Genomic DNA, 22,004 nt, shown 5'->3' with positions numbered 1-22,004 from the left:
GGGGGCCGCGCGGGCGACTGCGCGGCCTTTTTCATTGAGCGGGGCCGCCCGCAACGGCAGGATCGCAGGCAGGAGGAACCTGTCATGTGGTCACTCGTCGGAGTATTCTTCGCAGCCGCCTTCGCCGTGAACGCGATCCCGCATTTCGTGGCGGGCGTTCAGGGGCGCGCGTTCCCTTCGCCCTTTGCGTCGCCGCCCGGTGTCGGCATGTCCGCCCCGCCCGTGAATGTCCTGTGGGCGGCGGCGAATGCGCTGGCCGCATGGGCGCTCTTCTGTCCCGTGGCGGGCTTCGACCCGGCGCGCACCGGGCATCTGATCGCGGGCGCCGCCGGTGGCCTTGTCATGGCGCTTTTCCACTCGCGCCATTTCGGTCGGGTGATGAAAGAGGCCGGGCGGGACTGACCCAAAAAGAAAGGAGCGCGGGACTGCCATCCCAGCGCTCCATTTTCCTTGATCGGTGCTGCCCGGTTCAGGCCGCGATGGCAACCGCGTAAAGAGCCGCGAAACCGAGTACTGTGGCGATCCACAAACGAAGCATGGTGTTGTCCCCTGTCCTTTTCGTTGTGGCCACACTTTTAGACAAAATGATCCGCGTGTCATTGACACAGATCACGGGTGCGCGAGGTTTCGCCTATGAGACTCGACGACTCGTCTGTCGGCGCGTCTCGCGCGGCGCGGCGTTCCGGCTGGTTATCGGAAAATCACGAAGACTCAATCGCTTGCCGGACACTACGCAGGCGGAGGGGCAAGGCCGGTCTGCCGGTCGAACGCGACCAGTCGCGCCTTCACCTGCTCCGTCCACTCACGACCCATGGTCCGCTGTCCGGGCACAGCGATCGCCGTTCTCGGTGACGTTCCTCTGTCTGCCCCGAACAGCCCCCCGGATACAGAAAGACCCGCGCATCGGCCTGCGCGGGTCTTTCCATTTAAGTCAGGTTTCGTCCGATCAGATGATGATCGCCAGCGCACCGCTGGCTGCGATCCAACCGATGGTGATGAGGGCAAAGGGCTTCATGACTTGGTCTCCCAGGGTTTCGAATGCCCGATCCTGCCGGGCTGTCCCTGAAGAAACGGTAAACGCAGCGCGAAAGTTCCCGTCCGATCCGACTATATGTTGTAAAAATGAAAGCGGCCTCTACAAAGGAGGCCGCATCCGGTCAACTTTTCGGTCGCAGTCACTCTGCGCCGCGGGTGCCCAGAAGCTGGTTCATCGACACCGACGGGTGGTCGCAACCCGCCGTGCCCACCACCTTGGCCGGCACGCCCGCCACGGTGGTCGCGGGCGGCACGTCGGCCAGCACGACCGAACCGGCCGCGATGCGCGAGCAGCAGCCGACCTTGATGTTGCCCAGAACCTTGGCCCCGGCCCCGATCAGAACCTCGTCCGCGATCTTGGGGTGCCGGTCCTCTTCCTCTTTCCCGGTGCCGCCCAGCGTGACCGAGTGCAGCATCGACACGTTGTCGCCCACCACCGCCGTCTCGCCGATGACGATGGAATGGGCGTGGTCGATCATGATCCCCTTGCCCATCCGAGCCGCCGGGTGAATGTCGATCCCGTAGACCTCGGAACAGCGCATTTGCAGGAAATAGGCCAGATCGGTGCGCCCCTTGGCCCAAAGCCAATGGGCCAACCGATGCGCCTGCATCCCCTGAAAGCCCTTGTAGTAAAGGATCGGCTGCAACATCCGCAGCGTCGCCGGGTCGCGTTCCAGCACCGCGTTCAGGTCGGCGCGCGCCGCCTCGACCAGCGTCGGGTCGTCGTCATAGGCCTCGTTCGCGACTTCGCGCAGGACCATCATCGACATTTCGTTGGAACACAGCTTGGCCGCGATGCGGTAACTCAACGCCCGTTCCAGCGTCTTGTGGTGCAGGATACAGGCATGAACCAGCCCGCCCATGAGCGGCTCTTTCGCCACGGCCTCATGCGCTTCCGAGGTGATCCGGTCCCAGACAGGGTCGATCGCCCGGGGTTTCGTTCGCGTTTCGGCCATGCGGGCCTCCATCATGTTGCTGGCTCGTGTTACCCCAGATAGGCTCGCAATTCCAAACGCAAAGAGGTGATGCAAAGGTTCACCGAGATGGATGAGACCACCCTCGCCCGTTACCGCGACGCCCTGATCGCGGCGCTCGACGCGCTGGACGCCGAGGATCGGCTTGGCACGGACGGGCAAAAGACCGTGACGCTGGACCAGCAGTCCGTGGGCCGCCTCAGCCGGATGGACGCGCTTCAGGGTCAGGCGATGGCGCGGGCGACCGCCGCCCGCCGCGAGGTCCAGCGCAGCCGGATCGCCGCCGCATTCGCCCGGATGGAGGACGGCGAATATGGATACTGCACCGAATGTGGAGAAGAGATCGCGAAGGGCCGGCTCGATTTCGACCCTGTCGTGCCGACCTGTATTTCCTGCGCAACAGGCGGCTGAACACGACACGCCCCTTGGCCGGAACGCCGCGTGACGCTTGACCTTCCGGTCAGAAAAAAGGCACCTAGCGCCAAATTTGCCCCGGGGGTTCCGAAACGCGGTCGCCACGTCCGCCCCTCGGCCCCGCCCACTCGGAAGGCTCGTCACATAAACGCGATTGTCGAACATATCGGCGCGGACCATCTGATCCCCGTCTACCCAAGGCCCGCGCCCGCGCAGCCCCGCCCGTCCGAATTCATTCGTCTGGCCCGGCGCGACCTTCTGAGCCTGTGGTGGAACGAGGCCTACGACTACAAGATCATGCCGACCCGCATTTTCGGGCGTCAGGTCACGATCCTCAACAACCCCCATGCCATTCAGCATGTGATGGTGAAGAACCACGACAACTACGAACGCAAAGCCCCGCAGCAACGCCGCGCGCTGGAGCAGCTTCTGGGCGACGGCCTGTTCATCTCCGACGGCGAGACGTGGCAGTTCCGGCGGCGCGAGGTCGCGGCGACCGTGCACCGCCGGAAACTCGACATCTTCGCGCCCGTCATGGTCGACGCGACCGAGGAATTGGCGCAGCACTGGCACCAGATGGGCGACGGGGCACAAGTGGACGCGCTGGTGGAAATGGCCGATCTGACGGCTGAAATCATCGCGCGCGCCGTGTTCGGCAGCAAGCTGGGGCGCGACAAGACGCTCGAAGTGATCCAAGGCTTCACCGACTACCAGAAGGTCGTGAACCAGATCAACGTGGCCTATTTCCTTGGCGCGGACGATGGCTGGCCGCTGTTTCCCGGACCCCGCCGCCGCGCCTCCATCGCGCGTGTGCACCGGGTGATCGACGAGTTGATCGCGCATCACCTGTCGGGTCGCGGCGACCCGAATTCCATGATCGCCATGCTGATGAAGTCGGTCGATCCGCGCACGGACAAGCCGATGACCCCGGTCGAACTGCGCAACGAGGCCGCGACGATCTTCATGGCCGGGCACGAGACCACGGCGGCCACCCTGACATGGGCCTGGTATCTGCTGTCGCGCGCCGAATGGGCCGAAGATCAGCTTCACCGCGAGCTGGACGAGGTTCTGGGCGGGCGCGCCCCGACGCTGGCCGACGTGCCTCGGCTGAAATACACGCGCGCCATCATCGACGAAACGCTACGGCTTTATCCCCCCGTCCCGATCCTCGGGCGGCAGGCGAAGGAAGCCGACATGATCGGCGAGTTCCCGATCGACGCCAAGAGCCTCGTCCTCGTGATCCCGTGGCTTCTGCATCGGCATGAGGAGTTCTGGGAGCGCCCGCATAATTTCGAGCCGGACCGCTTCCTCGACAAGCGGCCCAAGTTCCCCTTCGCCTATACGCCCTTCGCGGTCGGCCCGCGCGTCTGCGCCGGGACCGCCTTCGGTCAGGTCGAGGCGGTTCTGTGCCTCGCCACCCTCGCCCAGCAATTCCGGGTGCGTGTGCCCGAGGGTGCCGATGTGGTGCCCCAGTGCCGTCTGACCCTGCGTCCGCGCGGCGGTCTGCCCGTGACCATCCATCCGCGCCGGGACCGTGGCTAAGCCGGTCAAGAAAGCCGCCCGCCGGTGGCGCCCGGAAACGCCGCCGACCTGGGAAGACTTCAAGGCAGGCGGCGGCAGACGCGCGCGTTGGCGGCGCTATTGGCTGCGCGACACGCGGGACGGGATCGTCGATTACATCATGCACTACGGCCTGCGCCTCGCCCCGCTCGAACTGTGTTCGAGCGTCGGTGACGCGCTTGGGCGCACCGTCGGGATGCGCAACTACGAGCTTCCCGTGAACCGGTTCCGCGCGGTGCTGTCCGCGATCCGCCCCGACTGGTCACCCGACGAGGTCGAAGCCAAGGTCAAGGACGGGTTCGGGAACTTCGGACGCCTGATGACCGAGTTTTCCGTGCTCGACCGCATCTACCCGAAGGGCCGCGTGACGGTTCACGGGTTGGAACATCTCGAAGCGGTCAAAGGAGGGCCCCTGATCCTGCTGGGCCTGCATCTGGGCAATTTCGAGGTTCTGGGCCCCACCCATATCGCCCACGGCGTGAACATCATGGGGGTCTACGAGCCGCCCGACAGCCGGTTTCGCCACGCGCTCGCCATCACCGCGCGCGAACGCTTCGGCGGCAAGGTGTTTCCGGCCGGAGTCGACGGAACCCGCCCAATGATGAAATGGCTGCGCGAGGGCAACGCGGTCCAGATTTTCGCGGACGAATTCATCCACGGCGGCGTGCGCGGCCCGTCGCTTGGGCGTGGCGTCCGTCTCGACGGCAACATCGCCTTCGCGGTGCGCATGGCGCGCAAGACCGGGGCGCAGATCCTTCTGACCCATGCGAAACGGCTCAAGGGCTGCCGGTTCGAGGTGCATTACATCCCCGTCGAAAGCGTCCTGAGCGACGAAAGCCTCGAAGAGGCCGTGACACGGATCGACCTTATCGCAAGCCGCCGGATCTTTGCGCTGCCCGAGCAATGGTACATGGGGCACGAGGTTCGCAATGCCGAGCCGATTGCCAAGGGGCGCCACCGCATCATCGGCGACGCCTGACCCCGATCATCCGCCCACCACGATCCGTGCCCCCGGCCCCGGCCCGAAGCTTTGCGACACCTGCGCGACCTCGATCTCGAACGGGGCGGTCACGCCGTCCGCCGCATGCATCGCGGCGGAATAGGTCCACGCGGCGCTCGTCACCACAACCTCGCGCTTCACCGACCCGCCGTCGATGACCCGCAGGACGTAGGATTCGCTTTCCTCGCCCAGCGGCACCTCGACCCCCTGCCAGCTATCGCCGTCGATCCGCGTGCGCCGCACCCATGTGACCGCGTAGTCGCCGCCTGATGCCCGCGCGGAAACATGCGCGGGCGTATAGGGTCTGAGCCCCACGCCATAGGTGGTGACCACGCTGTGCTCATAGGTCTCGTCGTCGATGGTTTCCGACGCGGGTCCGATCCGGTAGTGCCGTTCCAGCCCGCGCGCCGACAGCGGCAAGTTGAGGGGCGTCACCGCGCTGTCGAGGAATACCACCGTCGATCCCACCGGCCATTCGGCGGGCATCGCCCAGTCGCTCCCGACCTGTCCGCGCAGGCGGCCCGACAGCTCGTACACGTCCTCTTCGACCAGCACCGCGTCCGAGAACTGGAACACCTCCCACCCGTCCGTGTCGCCGAAGCCGATCGCCGCGACGTTGGAACCGCTCAGGATACCGTCCAGACCCGCCGACGACACCGCGCCCTGCGGCAGCCGCACGCGCAGGGCCGGCCCCCGGTCGATCAGGCCGGGGCGTGCCCAGCGCAGCGTGCTTTCGGTGACACCGATCCGGGCCGGTGCGCGGATCACCTGATTGAGCGAATAGCCGTTCTCCGAAGCCGAGGAATACACCGCCACCGGCCCCGGCCACGGGTCCGACGCCACGGCAAGGCGCGGCAGATGCGGCGTCTCCTCCCCGGTCAGAAGCGGCAGGTCGAGGAACACGGGATAGACCGGCACGGCAGGTGTGAACTCCGCCAGCTCGATCTCGCTCTCGACTCCGTCCGAGGGGGTCAGCACGCCCGGTTCGACCCGCACCGCCTGAATCATCTGGACGCCCGCCTGTTCGACATGGTCGATGCGGAAATACCCGGTGCCGTCGGCGGTCTCCAATTCGACCACGTCGCCCGCCCGCCAGCTCAGGTCGGACGGGGCCAGCGCGAACCGCGCCCGGTCGCGCGCCACCCGCGCCTCGGCCAGCCACCGCTCGGTGATCCCCCGCGCCTCGGCTTGCGTCAGGATCATCGGCAGGTCCGAGGACGAGACGGAATGCGTCTCTTCGTCCGGGAAGATCGCCTCGACCGACCGCACCTCATAGGCGGACTCGGACTCCGTGTGGTTCAGACGCACCCGCCCCACCATCTCGGCCTCGGGGGCGCGGGAGAACTCCAGATCGCCCTCGATCTCGTCGGTCGCCACGAACCGCGCCGGGTCGAGCGTGCCGTCAGGCGTGCCCTTACGCGTGAAGAACTCAAGCACCCCCTCGCGCTCCGCCGCCTCGAACCCGTAGGCCAGCATGAGCGGCTGAAGCGCCGTGCGCGCGTCGGTCACCTGATCGACCATGTAGCCGCGCACCAGACCATAGAGCCGCGAGACGTCGAAATGCGTAACGCCGGAGCGCGTGCAGATTTCCGACACGACCGAGGCGAGCGAACGGTTCGACGCCCGACCGTTCAGCCAATGGCCCCGTTCGTAGTTCTCCCAATCCCCCCAGGCGGCCCGCTTTTTCGGGAACCATGGGAAGGGGCGCGCATCCCACGCCCAGACATGGGCGCGGTCCATGTCGATCATCTTCACGCCCGTCAGCTGATGCACGGGATTGTTCGCGGGGTCTTCCCAGAACTCGCGCACCGCCCGCAGATACTGCATCTGCATGAAGTCGTCGCGGTGGCCGTTGGAATAGCGCGGTAGCGAGCTTTCCGAGCTTTTCGGGTCCAGAAACTTGTTCGGCTCGTTCGTGCCCTTGTCGATGGCCGCGCAGCCGTATTCGGTGAACCAGATCGGTTTCGACCCCGCCACCCAGTCGGTCGACGCGGATTGGCGCACGCCGCCGATCCGGTTGTGATGCTCGTTCTCCCACCAGCCCCGGATGTCCTTGTAACGCCAGACCCACGGCTCATTGTGCGCCCCGTCTGTGATCGGGGTGCGAAGCTGCACCTCGCGCGCTTCCGGCGCGTGGTAATACCAGTCGTACCCCTCGCCCCCCATGACGTTCGATTTCAGGTAGTTAAGGTTGTATACCGACCCCCAATGCGCGTCCGCGTGATCCTCGCCCTCGCGCCAGTCGGAGACGGGCATGTAGTTGTCGATGCCGATGAAGTCGATGTTCGGATCGGACCAGAGCGCGTCGAGGTGAAAGAACACGTCGCCCGACCCGTCCTGCGGGTGATAGCCGAAGTATTCCGACCAGTCGGCGGCATAGCTGATCTTGACGCCCGGCCCGAGGATCAGGCGCACGTCATTCGCCAGCGCCTGCAACTGCTCGACTACCGGAAAGCTGTTCCCTGCGCCCCGGATCTGGGTCAACCCGCGCAGTTCCGAGCCGATCAGGAAGGCCTCGACCCCGCCCGCCTGCGCGCAGATCGTGGCGTAGTGCAGGATCATCCGGCGATAGGACCATTCATAGGGGCCGATGTAGTTCACCGTGCCGTCGACCGGGATGAAGTGATGCGGCTGGGCATTGCCGAAGAACGCCGCAACCTCGGCCGCCGCCGCTGCCGTCCCATCGGGCGACCCCGCCTGCCCCGGCGCCTTCGACGTGGTGATCCGCCCGCGCCACGGCAGGCGCGGCTGATCGCCCGCACCCGTCCAAGGGTCGGTCAGCCCATTGCCGTCCATCTGCTCCATCAGAATGAAGGGGTAGAACGTGACCGCCTTCCCTGCCTCCTTCAACCGCGTGATCGCCTGATAGACCGAGAAATCGGTGGGCGTGCCACCATAGACGGCGCGGTCCCCGTCGTAAGGCACGAGCGACGCGCCCTCCCGGTCCAGCCCCGACACCTGCCACGGCATCTTGATCCCGTCCCGGTCCTTCTGATCCACGCGCGGCGCGATCTCGCACTGGTCCGCGCGCAGGTCGGTGCCGAACCATGAGACGACCAGCGACACGGACTCGCAGTTGGGCAATTCGCCCTCCAGCATCGCGAGAGACGCCTCGAAATCCGGTTTGCCCAGCGGTGTGTGCTTGTTCGCGGGCGTCCGTTTTCCCGGCTCGCCGCCGAAATGCACCACATCCGTCGCCAGCGCATATTCCCCGCAGCCGGGGATCATCGCGACCGCCTTGGTCCCACGGGCAAGGTCCGGGGTCTCGCCGGGCTGTTCGGGGCGGAACACCTCGAAATTGAAGACCGGGATGCGGTTGCCGTATTGCGTGATGTCGAGGTTTTCGATCACCACATAGGCGGTGCCGCGAAACGCGGGTGTCTTGCCCGCGCCCAGCGCGGCCTCGAGCGCCGGGTCGGGCATCTGCGCTTCGTCCCCCGGATAGACGCGCATCGTCAGGTGCTTGGGTTTCACCTCTTTCCCGTCCGCCCAGATCCGGCCGACATGGGTGATCTCGCCCTCGCACAGCGCGATGGCGAGCGACACGGAGTAGGAATACTCGGTCACCGTCGGCCCCTTGGGGGCGAGGAAGCCCTTGCCCGACCCCTGCGCCTCGCCATCCGTGATGGTCCGGTTCTCGCGCACCTTGCCCGACCAGATCACCTGACCGCCCGTCCGGTAGCGGCCATAGACCTGACCCACGGGCGCGCCCTCGGAGACGCCGGTGATGCGCAGGCGGTCGACCTTGCCGGTTTCGACCGGCTCGGACCCGGTGCTCATCAAGCGGTTGTCGATCATGCGCCCGGCGATGGCGCCGACCGCGCGGCCGATCACGACCGAGGACAGGCCCAGAACCGAGCCGCCGATGGATGCGCCAAGGCCCGCGCCGATGGCGGACAGAACGATGGTGGCCATATGCTACCCCCTTTCGGGAAAACGGAACGTGCCGACGATGCGGCGGCGCCACGGGGCGGAAAGCGAGCTTTCGACAACCCCGTGACCGGAATAGGCGTGGATGAAGGTCTCGGACGTCGCGAGCACGCCGAGGTGCTTCGCCACCCCCTTGTCCCGCATCCGGAACAACAGAACGTCGCCGGGATCGGGGCGCTCGACGTGGGTCAGAAGCGCGGTGGCGGTGCGCATGAGCACCTCGTCACGCGACGGCTCCGACCAGTCGGGCGTGTAGGGCGGGATCGCCACCGGCTCCCCCCCGTAAAGCGCGCGCCAGATGCCACGAATGAGGCCCAGACAATCGGTGCCAGCCCCCTTGCAGGAGGCCTGGTGACGATAGGGCGTGCCGATCCATGTCCGCGCCTCGGCCAGCGCATCGGCCCGGATCACTTGCCGCCCCCGGTTTCATCCACCGTCGTCCCCTGCACCGGGACCGACAACAGCCGATCCTCGCCGGGAATGTGGGGGAAGCCCCGGAAATTGACGATATTGTCGAAGCGGTCGCGGCAAGTCTGGTGCCGCTTGTCGCAGCCCGCCTCAATCCGAACGCGGTCGCCCACGCGCATCGGCGCGCGCAAGGCCTGCCACAGTTCGACCACCCGGCCCCCGGCCCCGATCCCATCGTTCTTGATGACACCGACAAGACCCTTTGCGCCACCGTCCAGCACGGTAAACCGCCCCTTCTCGAACCACCGCTCCGGCTGTTCGCCCGCCCCGTCGAGGGTGAAACGCACATCGTCTTCGATGGCGACCACCGCCAGCTCCGCGGAAAACCCCGGCTGGTCCGTGTCGAAGCGGCAGCGCCCGTCGCCCAGCACCGCCGAGCAGGCCGATTGATAGACCCGACCCTGCGGGCGGTTCAGCGTTTCGGTCAGCCCCAGCAACTCGGCCCGGAACGCACCGCCGGAGCGCGTGATTTCGCCCAGCGCGCCGCGAAACTGCAAAAGCCGCTCATCCGGGTTGGCCCAGTTCACAAGCCACGCCTCGACGCTGGCCCCGTCGAAGCGGCCCGCGCGAATGTCGGCCTCGGTGACCGAGGCATCCGACAGCGCGCCCAGCGCCTCGGTATTGTCGATGGCAAGCCCGGTGGTCTGCATGATTGCGTGCGCCGTCAGCCCGGTATCGGCCCGGTAAACAACGCCGCCGAACGCGACATCGGTGTCGTGATCGGTGAATCCACGCACCCAGCCATCCTTGCGCCTGAGCAGCCAGCAGCGCGCAAGCGTCGTCAGCCCGGATTGCAGGTGGTCCAGAAAGTCCTCGGTCAATGCCATCAGACCCGCACCTCCACCACTGGCACGTTCGGCACGTCGCCCGCCTGGAACGAGGCGACCGAGGTCTGGATGCGGTCGGTGTCGAAGCGCACCGGCACGTCGAACTCGAACCCCGCAGTGACCTCGGCCCCGATGGGGGGCGGGTTCACGAACGTCACCTCTCCCGTGGCCAGATCGACGGTGTAGTCGATGGTCTCGATCTTGGGGTCGCCGCCAAGCCCGATCTTGACGCTGCCCGCCACCGGCTTGCGGATCGGTCGGGCATAGGTGTTGGTCCCGCTCTCATAGGTCTTCACGACCTGAAACACCGTCGTCTCACCATCGCCCGTACCAAGTCGCTGGTCGCGATACTCCGGGTCTTTCGACGGCAGGCTGGACTTGAAGTCCGACCAATCCTTCCAGCGGAACCCGAATAGCTGCCCGCGCCGCGCCTCGAAGAACGCGATCAGCACCTCGATATCGTCGAGCGAGCGCATCCCCATCCCCGCGTCATAGCGGCGGCGGCTGTGCGCCCACGGCGTGTTGCGCTCTTCGAACCCGTTGGCAAGCGTGACGACCTCGGTGCGCCGCTCCGGCCCACCGACCGAGCCGAAGCTCAGGTTGGGGGGAAATCTGACCTCGTGGAAACTCATGGCACCCTCCTCAGCTATAGCGACGCCCGCGCCCGAGCATGCGGTTCACCTGCGCTGCGACCTGCCCCTGCGAGCGGCGGAAACTCTCCGCATCCGGCGTCGTGATGTTCATAGTGACGTGGACGCTGCGCCCACCTTCGGCGCGCACGCCCAGCTTGCCGTCGCGGCCACGGGTCAGGGGCATGATCGCCTCCGGCCCCGCCTCGCCCATCAGGCCCGTGGCCCCGCGCATGGGAAAAGACACCGGGCCGTTCACGATTCCGCCGTTGGCAAAGGGCATGACACGGCCTTGGGCAAAGGCGCCGCCATTGGCATAGGGCAGAAAGGCGTTCATCACCGTGCCCAGCCCCTGCCCCAGAATGCCGCCGAAATGGCTGACGAGCGGGGACACGGCGGCGTCATAGACCGTGTCCAGCATCGACCGGCCCAGCGATTGCAGCGCCTGTTCGGCATTCATCGAGCCATAGACCAGCCCGTCCAACGACTTGCGCAACCCCCGCGTCATGCCGGACGACAGGCCCGACACATCGGTGTTGAGCTTGTCGAAGGTCGCGCCCACACGCTCGATCTCGGCCGAGAAATGCGCGGTCAGCGCCGTCGCCCCCTGAAGCGAGCCTTCCAGCGCCGCCACCTGATCGTCGAATGCATCAAGGCTTTCAATGTCCGCCATCGGTCATCTCTCCTGTATCTGCGGGCGTGTCGGGAAAAGCCCGCGCCAGATCTTCCAGCCGCGCCCGGTCGAGCGGCCCCGCCGCCCCGTCCCGGCCCAGCATCAGCGTGAGTTCGGCGGGCGTGAGCGTCCAGAACTCATGGGGGCGCAGGCCCAGCCCGCGCATCCCCAGCCGCATCAGGCCGGACCAGTCGAAGCCGCTCATTCCACCTCCGGCAGGCTGAAGGCGCGCAGGATGAGTTGCCCGGCCACGCGGGCGGCCTCCATCGGGCCACCCGCGATCTCGGCGGCGGCAAGATCCATCGCCCCGTGTCCGCCACCGCGCAGGCCGGCGACCAGCACCGCGATCACGTCGCGTGCCGAAAACCGCCCGCCCTCGAACCGCTCGACAAGGGCCAGAAGGCTGTCCGCCCCCAGCCGCTCTTCGAGTTCCGCGAGCGCCCCAAGCGTCAGCTTGAGCACGCGCCGCTCCCCGTCGATGGTCAGCGCCACCTCACCCGTCCACGGATTGGCCATGTCAGAGCGCCGTGAAGCTAAGTTCGCCCGCCGAGGCCATCGACATCTCGAACGTCGCCTCGCCGTTGTGGCTCCCGGCATATTCGATGCCGGTAATCATGAAAGCGCCCTGAAGGATGCCGAAGTCGGGGACGATCACCTGAAAATCAGGCACCTCCCCGTCGAAGAAGATCTGGCGCGCGCGGGCATCGGTCGCGTCATCCTTGAAGATGCCCGATCCGGCGATCGACGCGGATTTCACCCCCGCGCCGCCCAGAAGCTCGCGCCAGCCGCCCTGGCTTTCGAGCGAGGTGACATCGACGCTTTCGGCGTTCAGGCTGATCCGTGTGGCCCGCAGGCCCGCGAGGGTCGAGAAGTTACCGGTGTCGTCCATGTCGATCTTGATGAGTAGGTCTTTGCCGTTCTGTGCGGTCATGACGGGTCTCCGTTGGTGTGAGGTCAGCTATCTTCGACCCGCGCCCGAAAGCGCAGATCGATGCGCCGCATGTCGGCGTCCTGCACCCGGCGCGCCCGGGCACGGTGGAAATTGAGCGAGACGAGCGTGCCCCGCGACAGGATCAGCGAGGCATCGACAAGCGCGTCGGACACCGCCGCCGCGACCTGTTTCGCCGTGGTGAAACCGGCGGCATCCGAGACGACCGAGATCGTCACCTCGTGCAGCGCGCCGTGGTCCGACCCATCCGCCGCATCGCGCACGTCTTCGGGTCCGAGCGCCACGTAGGTCACCCCGGTCAGTCCCGGCGGCACCGCATCATAGATCGCGGTCCCCACGAGGGACGCGAGTGAACTGTCCGCCGTAAGCCTTTGATAAATCGCCTGTTGCAGCGCCAGCGCCGTGCCATAGCTCATACCGACACCTCCTCTTGCGCGAAGCAGGTCAGGTACCGTGCGGAATGATCCGCCTCGGCCACCGCGACGATACGGAAAAGCCGCGCTCCGGCCCGGAACCGCTGCTCCGGCTTGGGGCGCGAGGGCGACCCATGCGGGGCGGCGCGCACCGTGATTTTCCACGAGATCGTGGAGGCGGTCATACTTTCGACCGCACGTTCGCGCCCGGTGCCCGCCTTGATATTCGCCCAGAGCGCGCCGAGCTCGACCCAGGTGCGGGTGAAGCCTCCGGCCCCGTCGGCCACGTCGACCGGCTCTTCCAGCGTGAGCCTGCGATTGAGAACCGGCGCCTTCATGCCCGCCCCCCGCCGAAGATACGCAGGTCGCGGTAGCGTTCGGTCAGCGCGGTCACGTCGCTCGGCAAACGGTCGGCGGCGGGATCTGCGCGATCCTCGTAATACTGGGCCGCCAACAGGATGATCGCGTGGCACAGATCGCCCGGCAGGTCGCCCCAGGTCGGGCCGAACCCGGCGTCGAACGAAATCAACGCCTTGCCGTTCACCGGGATCGGCGGCAGCAGGAACCCTGTGGACACCAGCCGGGGCCGATGCGTGTCGGGCACGAGCGTGTAGCGCGCCGGATCGACCACCTCTTCGTCGCCGTAACGGTCGACGATGGTCAGCGCATTGATCGCCGAGACCGGCGCGATGGGCAGCGTCTGGGAGGCGAGGTCGCGCCATGCGGTCGTCGTGAACGCGAAGGCCCGCGTCAGCGTCGCCTTGGTCGTGCGCGCCTCGATCGCCGCAATGGCCGCCCGCAGGTAGGACCCGAGCACGCTTTCCTGCACGTCGTCGTCGGCGAACCCTGTGCCGAGCCGAAGGTGCTCCTTGAACGCCCAGACCGGCAGGGCGCTGCTCTCGATCGTGGTCTGCTCGACTAGCATCATGGATTTACTCCGAAATTCGGGCCCCTCGCATCGATGGTAGGGCGCGCGCCTTCCAAGCCGCCCGGACGGAGGGGGAGCAGCAGGACGGCAAGGAGGTTCGGGCGCGCGCCCGTCGCCGCACCCGCCCGGTCCGGACGGATGCGACGGTCCGCTGACTTACGAGGTCGCGAATTTGAGCAGCTTGATCGCGGCGAAATCGCTCACGTCGCCGCCCACGCGCTTGGTCGCATAGAACAGCACATGCGGCTTGGCCGAGAACGGGTCGCGCAGGATGCGGGTGTCGGGGCGTTCGGCCACGGTATAGCCCGCGTGGAAATCCCCGAAGGCAATGGACATGGAGCCCGAGGCGATGTCCGGCATGTCCTCGACGATCAGCACCGGATAACCCGCAAGACGCGCAGGCGCCTCGGCGGCCAGACCGTCGGACCACAGGAACCGGCCATCGGCATCCTTGAGCTTGCGCACCGCGCCCGCGGTCTTGGAGTTCATCACGAAGGACGCGCCCGCGCGGTATTCGGCATCCAGCGCGTAGATCAGATCGAACAGGCAATCCGCCGGGTCGATCCCGTTGAACGTGCCGTCCGCGCCGGACACGACATAGCCGATGTTGCCCCAGGTCCAGACATCCTCGTCCACCGTCGGGTGGGTGAGGAAGCCGGTGGGCTTGTCCACCCCGTCGCCCGAAACGAAGGCCGCCGCTTCGGCGCGCGCGAACTTGTCCGCGATCCGGCTGGCCAGCCAGGTTTCGATGTCGAAGGCGCTGTCGTCCAGCAGCCGCTGCGACGCCTTGGGCAGCGCCGAAAGCTCGTGCAGCGGGATGGTGATGCGCTCGATGCTCGGCGTCGCGGTCTCGGACGACGGATCGGTCTCGGTCGCCCAGCCGGAGCCGAGGTCGCCGTGGTCGATCAGCACGTCATAGGACGTGGACTCGACGTTCACCACGTTGGCCACGGCGCGCAGCGAGGCGTTCGAACGCAGCACGCTCTGGATCACGTCCGCCGTCTTGGGGTCGACCAGATAGCCGCCATCGCCCGCAACGGCGGTCGACAGGCTTTTCTCTTCGATCACGATACCGCGCAGGGCATCGTCGTCACCCGAACGCACGTAGGCCTCGAAGGCTTTCTGGTGCGGGGCCTCGGTGTCGGCGGTCCGGGACAGAACCGGGCGCGCGGGGGAAAGGGATTTACGATCCAGCATGGTCAGTCGCTCTTCCTGTTGTTGAAGTCTGGTCTCAATGTCGTCGTTGAACGACCTGATTTCGCTCACGAAACGCGTCAGGGCGGTCTTCACCTCCCCAGCCGGGCCCGCCGTCTGCGGCATGTCCGACGGCGCGTGCGCCTTGGTCTCTTTCGTCATCATTCGGTCCTGTTGCGAGAGAGGGTGTGATCGCCGCCCGAGCCGTGCCGGGTCAGCATCAGGCGCGCATCGTCGATGATGTGCGCCAGTTGGCGAAAGCCGGCATCCTCGGGCGCATCGCCCTTGGCCCCGACCCGCGCACTGGGCAGCATGGGGAAGGTCACAAGAGACACTTCCCAAAGCTCCAGTTCGGTGAGGAGCCGTTGGCCCCGGTCGTTCTTCGCCGCCTTCACGGTGCGATAGCCGATGGACAGACCGTCGATGGCCCCGGCCTCGATCAGTCTCGCCGCCTCGCGCCCTTTGGCGACGTCGGTCAGAATGCGGCCCTTGACGTAAAGCCCGCGCGCATCCTCGCGCACCTCGTCCCAGACCCCGATGGGCTGGGCCGGGTCGTGCTGCCAGAGCATCTTGACGTGCCCACCGTCGCGGGCGAGCGCCGTCAGACAGGCGGCATAGGCCCCCTTCTGCACGATATCGCCACCCCGGTCGGCCTCGCCGAAGAAACTCGCGTAGCCTTCGATGGCGATGCCGTCGGTGACCTCCTGCGTCTCGCCAAGGGCGACGAACTTGTGCTCCAACCAGAACGGCATGTGATAATCACTCATCCTCGGTCTCCTCGGTGGGGGGTGTGAGCGGCGGCAGACCCAGAAGGCTGCGTTTCTCGTCGTTCGTCAGGAAATCGGCCTGCGTCACCCGCGCCCATTGCTGGTCGCGCTCGGCGGCAAGCGCGGGCACCTGGTCGAGGTCGGGTTTCAGCGTCACGGTTTCGCCCGCGAAGCCCGACAGCCAATGCGACAGGGTCGCGGCGACCTTGGAGGCGAGCGGCAGCACCGTCAGTCGGTAGAACGCCCGGTTCGCCTCCTGATAATTCGCAAAGGTCGCATCGCCGGGGATGCCTAGCAGCATGGGCGGCACGCCGAAAGCGGTCGCGATCTCACGCGCGGCGGCCTCCTTGGTCTTCTGGAATTCCATGTCCGACGGGCTGAACCCCATCGGCTTCCAGTCGAGCCCGCCTTCCAGCAGCATCGGACGCCCGGCATTGCGCGCGCCGATGTGATGCGCTTCCATTTCGTTCAGCAGCCGGTCGTATTGATCCGGGGTCAGCGTCCCCTGCCCGTCACTGCCCGAATACACGATTGCGCCCGAAGGCCGCGCGGCATTGTCGAGCAGCGCCTTGGACCAGGCGGTGGCCGAGTTGTGCACGTCCAGCGCACTCGCCGCCGCCTGCATCGGGGACAGGCCGTAGTGATCGTCCTGCGGGTGGAACGTGCGCACATGGCAGATGGGCGACAGGCCCTCGCCGATGTTGAACCGGTGTTTGCGCGCGCCCACGGTGTAGTCATAGGCCACCGGCCAGCCATCGGCGCCGGGGACGAGGCTCATGCGGTCCGAGCGCAGCACATGCAATTCCATCGGCACGCCTTCGTCGCCGCCCACCGCCTCGACATAGCCGTTGCCGGACAACAGCACCTGACCGAACAGCGCCTCCAGCAGCTCGGCGCGGCCCTGCGCCGGGTTCGGCCGGGTCACCAGATCGAGCACCGGGTGCGTCTCGTAGCGTTGGAACGTGTCCTGAAGCACGAGCGGCAGGGCAGCGGCGGCTTCCGCGATCAGCTTGACCGCGCGAAAGCCGACCGGGTTCCCGGTGAAGCCGTTTTTCGTCAGGTTCACGGTGTCGCGCGGGCCCCAGACGACGCGGCCCGAGCCGCGATAGGCGATCACAGGACCGGTGGCCGAAGCCTTGGTCTCGGCGGGCGCAACCGGGCCCTTCTTCAGGAAATCGAATACCGCCATCGGCGCGTGCTCCTCGTTCCGTTCGCGGGCCTTGCCCGCACATCTGTCCCGTCCGCGTGGGGCGCTTGCCCTGTCGCGGCGGATCGTTCCCTTTTAAGATCAGCACCTTACCCGGCGCGACGTCGGCGAATTCCGACTTTGGACACCCTCGCAGAAAGGGTTAAAGAAGGGTTTAAAGCAGCGTACGCACCTGCGGCCGCCGCCATTTCGCGCCCGGTTCGACGACAAGATCGGTCAGCGCCCAGACCAGCGCATCCACCCGGTCCGGGCTGCCTTTGCCCTCGAAGCCCTGCACCGTCATCAGGCACATCTGGTCCTCGAGATCGCCCAGACCCCGCAGATGCGACACGCGCCCCTGCTCATACAGCGCGGCCACGGGTTCGGCCCGCGCCGACTTGCCCTTGGCCGCCCGCACGCCGCGAAAGGGCACCAGCGGGTCGATCTGGCGGATCACCGTCTCGACCAGATCGCCGCCCTGATTGACCTCGGCCACCAGCCGGTCCGCGCCATATCGCTCCATCGCGTCCAGCGCGGCGCGCGCCCAGTCGATGGGCTTCGCGGCCTTCACGCTCGCGTCTTCCAGCACCACCGCGCGCCACGCGCCCGGTGCGCCCTCGGTCACAGCCCCGGCCACCACGATCCCGCATTCGTCCGATCCCGCGTGACCCGTGACAGGCGGGTCCACCGCGACCACGATCCGCGACAGCGGCGGCGGCCCGTCGATCCGGCAATCCTCCAGCATCGCCGTCGACCAGAACGCCCCCTCGCGGTCGTCGAGCAGAACGCCCTCCAACTCCTGCCGCCCCAGCCGGGTGCCGCCATAGCGGGCCTCGATCTCTTCCAGAAAGCTTTTCGCCAGATTGGCCCGGTTCGCCGCCGTCGGCGCATGGGTCGTCACGGTCGAGGACAGGGTGAGCAGGCGCCGCAGAATCGGCACGTCGCGCGGCGTGGTCGTAACGACCTGCCGGGGATGGTCCCCCAGCCTGAGCGCGAATTGCAGCATGTCCCAGGCGTCATCGACCTTTTTCCACTTCGCCAATTCGTCGGCCCAGGCGGCATCGAACTGCGGCCCACGCAGCCCCTCGGGTTCCGAGGCGGAAAAGGCCGTCGCGGTCGCGCCGTTCGGCCACACGAGCCGCCGTTTCGTCGCTTCCCACGCCGGGCGGCGGTCGGGCGGCGCGCAGGCCACGATCCCGCTGTCGCCGAACACCATCACGTCGCGCACCTGATCGAAGGTCTCGCCGATCAGGGCCACGCGCCCGGCCCGTCCCGGCGACAGGGGCGCAGGCCCCTCGACCTGCGCGCGCACCCATTCGGCCCCGGCGCGCGTCTTGCCCGCACCGCGCCCGCCCAGGATGACCCAGGTGCGCCAATCCCCTTCGGGCGGCAGCTGATGATCCAGCGCCCAGAACTCGAACACGTAAGGCAAAGCCACCAGCGCCGCGTCGTTCAACGTCTCCAGAAACTCAATCTGTTTCGAGGGAGTCAGCGATGCGAGCCAGTTGGCGTTGAAGGTCGGTTCGGACCTTGTCGAGGTCGATTTCGGAAAGGTCATCGGCGGTATCCTTGAACAGGGCATCGAGACGGGCGCTTTCATCGCGCAGCGCAACCGCCGCCTTGGTCAGCAACTTCGACCAGTCCACCGTGTCGTTGGCCGCCGTCACCTCGCCCGTCTTCAACGCTTCGGTCAGGTCGTTCATCGTTTTCAGCGCCCGCGCGAACTGATCCGACGCGATCTTGTGGATCGCAACCGGGTCGGACGGATCGTCCGGGTCTGGCACATATCGCGTATTGTCGTCGGTCATGGACGGCTCCGGCATCGGCGCAGGTTCGGTCGGTTGCGCTCTGGACCGGCAGTCTGGCGAATTCGGGTGACGCTTGGGGAAACCCGCCGCACGGCGAATTAGGACGTATACAAGTGATTCTCTCCCCGACGCCGGTTTCGCGCCCGGAAAATCGCCGACAATCAGGCACATATCGGCGAAAACCCGCGTTCGGACACCAAATCCGCCGACCGCCTGACCCATCCCCGTGCTTTCCCTTCCCAAGCCCGCGCTCCTGCGATAGTTTCCCAAAAACTCCGGGGACTTGGCCCCGAGATCGACTGACATTGCACCGGGCACACCACAGGCCATGAAGCCGAATTTCGCGCTTGATTTCACCCATGACGGCATCCGCCTCCTGTTTCGCGCAGCGGGCGGCTGGGGCTATGTCGGGGAAGTGGCGCTGGACGATCCGAAGATGTCCGAGCATCTCAAGGCCCTGCGCGCGGTGGCCGAAGAGCTGGGCGACGGCACCGTCACATCCAAGCTCATCATCCCCGACAGCCAGATCCTCTATACGACGCTCGAAGCGCCCGGCCCCGACGATGTGGCGCGCGAAGTGCAGATCCGCGTCGCACTCGAAGGGCGCACGCCCTACCCGGTGTCCGAGCTTGTGTTCGACTGGCGGGCCGAGGGCGATGTCGCCCGCGTCGCCGTTCTGGCCCATGAGACGATGGAAGAGGCCGAAGGCTTCGCGTCGCAATTCGGGTTCAACCCGGTCAGCTTCGTCGCGCGCCCGGCCAATGGGGCCTTCTCGGGTGAGCCGTTCTTCGGCAAGACCAAATCCGCGCCGCGCATTCTGGGTGGCAACGAGCGCGTCACGCCCGATGCGACCCCGGTGCCGCGCAATCCGCGCCAGATCGACTTGCCGGGCGGCATGTCCGTGCCCGCGCCGACGACGCGCCCCGAACCCGTCACGGCGCAGCCCGAACCCGAACCCACGCCCGCCGAACCCGAGCAATCCGCACCCGCGCGCCCGATGCCGGACCCGACGCCCGCGTCGCGCCCTTCGGACCGTCCGGCGCTGGATGCCTTCCCGCGCGATCCCGGTGCGGACGAAACCGGCGAGGCCACCGCCCCCCGTGCGCCAGCGGCGGCGCGCAAGCCCCGTGCTACCTCGGCCCCGCCCGTGCTCGCGCCGTTCCCGCCGACGCCGGACGACCCCACGGAAATCAGCGCCAAGCCAGCCTACAAACCGATCCAGCGGTCGCAGCCCGCCCCCGCACCGGACCGGCCGAAAGCGCCCGCCCCGGCGCGCGATCCCGAACCCTCCAAGGCCGCGCCGACCCCGGCGCCCAGCGTCGCCGCTCCGGCCACCGAGCCCGAAACGCCGTCGTTCACGTCCCGCCGTGGCGCTCCGGCACCGGCGGCTCCTGCCCCGCGCCCCGCGCCGACCGCATCGGCCGGGGTGACCGAGCCGCGCATCTCGGACATCGACGACAGCGCATCGACCCCCGCCAAGGGTGACGATGCCGCCCAGAAGCCAAAGCCCCTCGTCATCGACGACACCCGCCCCGCCCCGCGCGGCCTGTCGGGCGAGGCCGAGACGCGCCGACAGGCGATGGCACGTGCCATCAGCGCACCGACACCGACGCCGGGCGAGGAAAAGCCGGGCCTGTTGTCGCGGGTGTCCTCCGGCATCAGCGGCCTTTCCTCATCCGCCGGGTCGCGCCTGCGCCGCCCGACGAAGGACGAGGCGACGACACCGCTCGCCCCGCTCCCCGCACCGCCTGCGGACCTCGACGACCCTGCCCCGGCCCCCGCCGCGAAAACACCCGATCCGGGCCCTGCAAAGCCTGCCAAGGCGGACAAGCCGAAGCGTGCGCGCAAGGAAAAACCGAAGGACAAGGAACTCGACGCGCGCTCGAAAGAGGCGGAATCGCTGACCGTCTTCGGCGCGCGCCGCAACCAGGCCACGCAACGCGGACGCCCGCGTTACATGGGCCTGATCCTGACCCTCGTCCTGCTGCTTCTGATGGCGGCCGCCGCGCTCTGGTCCACCGTCTTCCTCGACGACCAAGAGGTGACGCTGTTCAACCCGGACCCGGCCACGACACCGGCGGAAACCCCGGTGGCGACGGAAGACCCCGCTGCCTCGACCGAAGCCGCCGTCGACCCTGAGCCAGAGCCCGAGCCGACCGTCGACACCGCCAGCGTTCTCACCGCCGAAGAGGCCGAAGCCCAATACGCGGTCACTGGCGTCTATCAGCGCGCGCCCGATCCGTTGGGCGAACCCGAAACGGCACGCGGCGACGATGTCTATGTCGCCTCCATCGACCCCGAGATTTCGGCAAGCGATGCTTTGGCCCTGCCCGATCCGGGCACCGTGGCCGAAGCTCCGACCGATGCGCCGATACCGCCACCGCCCCCCGGAACATCCTTCGACCTCAACGAAGATGGGCTCGTCATTGCCACGCCGGAAGGGGCCGTTTCCCCCACCGGCGTGATCGTCATTCAGGGCCGCCCCTCCGTGGTGCCCGCGCCGCGCCCCGAAGGCATCGTGCCCGAGACGCAGGACGATGCGGCCCTCGACCTGCCTGCCGAGACCCCGACGATCTCCCCGCAGGCCCGGCCCGACAACCTCGCGGAACTCACCGAACGCGCGCAGTTGGGCGGGTTGAGCCGGGACGAACTGGCCGAACTGCGCCCCCGCGCCCGGCCTGACCGGCTCGACACGCAAGCCGCGCCCGACACGCGAACCGCCGCGCTCGACGATGCCGTGGAAGAGGCGCTGGACACGCCCGAGACGACGGCAGAGGCCGAGCAGACCGCCGTGATCGAAAACGCGACCGAACTCGCCGTGCTCACCTCCATGCGTCCGGGCCAGCGCCCGTCGAATTTCGCAGCCCTCGTGGAACAGGCCGTGCAGAGCGCCCAGAACGACGAAGAAGCGGCGGACGAGGCCGAGGACCACTCCGACGGCACCACCGTCGTGGCCGCCGCCGTGCAATCGAACCAGCCGATCATCCCGTCGTCGGCATCGGTCGCGCGCACCGCCACGATGAAGAACGCCCTCAACCTCGGTCGGGTCAACCTGATCGGCGTCTACGGCTCGTCCTCGTCGCGCCGCGCGCTCGTGCGGATGGGCAACGGGCGCTATGTGAAGGTGTCGGTCGGTGACCGGCTCGACGGCGGACAGGTCGTCGCGATCTCGGACACCCGGCTCGTGTACCAGAAAGGCGGGCGTCAGTTCGCGCTCGACGTTCTGCCGCTGGGCTGACCCGGATTAAC

The 22,004-nt window shown here is 67.3% G+C and carries 22 protein-coding genes; 5 read left to right on the top strand and 17 right to left on the bottom strand.

The annotated features are described in order from the left end of the window. Nucleotides 1–84: 84 nt before the first annotated feature. Nucleotides 85–402 carry a hypothetical protein gene (locus tag HOY44_RS17750; RefSeq protein ID WP_287436563.1) on the top strand — a complete coding sequence of 106 codons (318 nt, stop codon included), beginning with the start codon at nt 85–87 and terminating at the stop codon, nt 400–402. Between the two features lie 773 nt (nt 403–1,175). On the opposite strand, the gene cysE is transcribed toward HOY44_RS17750, so the two are convergent. Next, complete coding sequence (gene cysE / locus HOY44_RS17745; protein ID WP_040885469.1) at nt 1,176–1,991, bottom strand: serine O-acetyltransferase; 816 nt, start codon at nt 1,989–1,991, stop codon at nt 1,176–1,178. 87 nt (nt 1,992–2,078) lie between these two features. Between cysE and HOY44_RS17740 the strand changes: the two genes are divergently transcribed. The 3 genes from HOY44_RS17740 to HOY44_RS17730 are packed head-to-tail and all read left to right on the top strand — an operon-like array spanning nt 2,079 to nt 4,962. Then, on the top strand, nt 2,079–2,420 hold the full coding sequence (locus tag HOY44_RS17740; RefSeq protein ID WP_287436560.1) for a TraR/DksA family transcriptional regulator: 342 nt from the start codon (nt 2,079–2,081) through the stop codon (nt 2,418–2,420). A 30-nt stretch (nt 2,421–2,450) separates the two neighbouring features. After that, on the top strand, nt 2,451–3,965 hold the full coding sequence (locus tag HOY44_RS17735; RefSeq protein WP_287436557.1) for a cytochrome P450: 1,515 nt from the start codon (nt 2,451–2,453) through the stop codon (nt 3,963–3,965). Further along, nucleotides 3,958–4,962, top strand: a complete 1,005-nt coding sequence (locus tag HOY44_RS17730; RefSeq protein ID WP_287436555.1) for a lysophospholipid acyltransferase family protein — start codon at nt 3,958–3,960, stop codon at nt 4,960–4,962. The genes HOY44_RS17735 and HOY44_RS17730 overlap by 8 nt, the downstream gene beginning before the upstream one ends. A 6-nt stretch (nt 4,963–4,968) precedes the next feature. Here HOY44_RS17730 and HOY44_RS17725 read toward each other — a convergent pair whose 3' ends face one another. From HOY44_RS17725 to HOY44_RS17650, 16 genes are all read right to left on the bottom strand, one after another. Next, the gene (locus HOY44_RS17725; RefSeq protein ID WP_287436553.1) at nt 4,969–8,898 is read right to left on the bottom strand and encodes a baseplate multidomain protein megatron; all 3,930 of its coding nucleotides are present in this window, start codon (nt 8,896–8,898) and stop codon (nt 4,969–4,971) included. 3 nt (nt 8,899–8,901) lie between these two features. Next, nucleotides 8,902–9,324, bottom strand: coding sequence for an NlpC/P60 family protein (locus HOY44_RS17720; protein WP_287436551.1), 423 nt, complete (start codon nt 9,322–9,324; stop codon nt 8,902–8,904). Continuing rightward, on the bottom strand, nt 9,321–10,208 hold the full coding sequence (locus HOY44_RS17715) for a phage/gene transfer agent baseplate hub protein (RefSeq protein ID WP_287436549.1): 888 nt from the start codon (nt 10,206–10,208) through the stop codon (nt 9,321–9,323). Before HOY44_RS17715 ends, HOY44_RS17720 begins: the two co-directional genes overlap by 4 nt. Further along, nucleotides 10,208–10,840 (bottom strand): phage distal tail protein, Rcc01695 family, encoded by a 633-nt coding sequence (locus HOY44_RS17710; protein ID WP_287436547.1) that lies wholly within the window; start codon nt 10,838–10,840, stop codon nt 10,208–10,210. Before HOY44_RS17710 ends, HOY44_RS17715 begins: the two co-directional genes overlap by 1 nt. Before the next feature lie 10 nt (nt 10,841–10,850). Then, the gene (locus HOY44_RS17705; RefSeq protein WP_287436545.1) at nt 10,851–11,510 is read right to left on the bottom strand and encodes an RcGTA-type gene transfer agent tail tape measure protein; all 660 of its coding nucleotides are present in this window, start codon (nt 11,508–11,510) and stop codon (nt 10,851–10,853) included. Beyond that, nucleotides 11,497–11,715, bottom strand: coding sequence for a rcc01693 family protein (locus HOY44_RS17700; RefSeq protein ID WP_287436543.1), 219 nt, complete (start codon nt 11,713–11,715; stop codon nt 11,497–11,499). The genes HOY44_RS17705 and HOY44_RS17700 overlap by 14 nt, the downstream gene beginning before the upstream one ends. Continuing rightward, complete coding sequence (locus HOY44_RS17695) at nt 11,712–12,026, bottom strand: gene transfer agent family protein (RefSeq protein ID WP_287436541.1); 315 nt, start codon at nt 12,024–12,026, stop codon at nt 11,712–11,714. The genes HOY44_RS17700 and HOY44_RS17695 overlap by 4 nt, the downstream gene beginning before the upstream one ends. Before the next feature lies 1 nt (nt 12,027). Next, entirely contained in the window at nt 12,028–12,441 is a 414-nt protein-coding gene (locus HOY44_RS17690; protein ID WP_138424047.1) for a phage major tail protein, TP901-1 family, read from the bottom strand. Between the two features lie 23 nt (nt 12,442–12,464). Then, on the bottom strand, nt 12,465–12,875 hold the full coding sequence (locus HOY44_RS17685; RefSeq protein WP_287436538.1) for a DUF3168 domain-containing protein: 411 nt from the start codon (nt 12,873–12,875) through the stop codon (nt 12,465–12,467). Beyond that, nucleotides 12,872–13,210, bottom strand: coding sequence for a phage head closure protein (locus HOY44_RS17680; RefSeq protein WP_008329384.1), 339 nt, complete (start codon nt 13,208–13,210; stop codon nt 12,872–12,874). The genes HOY44_RS17685 and HOY44_RS17680 overlap by 4 nt, the downstream gene beginning before the upstream one ends. Next, the gene (locus HOY44_RS17675) at nt 13,207–13,800 is read right to left on the bottom strand and encodes a head-tail connector protein (protein ID WP_008329386.1); all 594 of its coding nucleotides are present in this window, start codon (nt 13,798–13,800) and stop codon (nt 13,207–13,209) included. Before HOY44_RS17675 ends, HOY44_RS17680 begins: the two co-directional genes overlap by 4 nt. Before the next feature lie 156 nt (nt 13,801–13,956). Then, nucleotides 13,957–15,159 (bottom strand): phage major capsid protein, encoded by a 1,203-nt coding sequence (locus tag HOY44_RS17670; protein WP_008329388.1) that lies wholly within the window; start codon nt 15,157–15,159, stop codon nt 13,957–13,959. Continuing rightward, complete coding sequence (locus tag HOY44_RS17665; protein WP_287436534.1) at nt 15,156–15,761, bottom strand: HK97 family phage prohead protease; 606 nt, start codon at nt 15,759–15,761, stop codon at nt 15,156–15,158. The genes HOY44_RS17670 and HOY44_RS17665 overlap by 4 nt, the downstream gene beginning before the upstream one ends. Then, nucleotides 15,754–16,950: a phage portal protein gene (locus HOY44_RS17660; protein WP_287436532.1), complete on the bottom strand. Its 1,197-nt coding sequence runs from the start codon at nt 16,948–16,950 to the stop codon at nt 15,754–15,756. The genes HOY44_RS17665 and HOY44_RS17660 overlap by 8 nt, the downstream gene beginning before the upstream one ends. Before the next feature lie 172 nt (nt 16,951–17,122). Next, nucleotides 17,123–18,505, bottom strand: coding sequence for a DNA-packaging protein (locus tag HOY44_RS17655; protein ID WP_287436530.1), 1,383 nt, complete (start codon nt 18,503–18,505; stop codon nt 17,123–17,125). Continuing rightward, nucleotides 18,417–18,755, bottom strand: a complete 339-nt coding sequence (locus HOY44_RS17650; RefSeq protein ID WP_040884445.1) for a hypothetical protein — start codon at nt 18,753–18,755, stop codon at nt 18,417–18,419. Before HOY44_RS17650 ends, HOY44_RS17655 begins: the two co-directional genes overlap by 89 nt. 328 nt (nt 18,756–19,083) lie before the next feature. On the opposite strand from HOY44_RS17650, the gene HOY44_RS17645 reads away from it, so the two are divergent. Further along, nucleotides 19,084–21,993: a hypothetical protein gene (locus HOY44_RS17645; protein ID WP_287436528.1), complete on the top strand. Its 2,910-nt coding sequence runs from the start codon at nt 19,084–19,086 to the stop codon at nt 21,991–21,993. Nucleotides 21,994–22,004: the final 11 nt, after the last annotated feature.

This window comes from Maritimibacter sp. (genome assembly GCF_016774595.1).
GTDB lineage: Bacteria > Pseudomonadota > Alphaproteobacteria > Rhodobacterales > Rhodobacteraceae > Maritimibacter > Maritimibacter alkaliphilus.
This window is presented reverse-complemented; position numbering and strand designations above follow the sequence as displayed.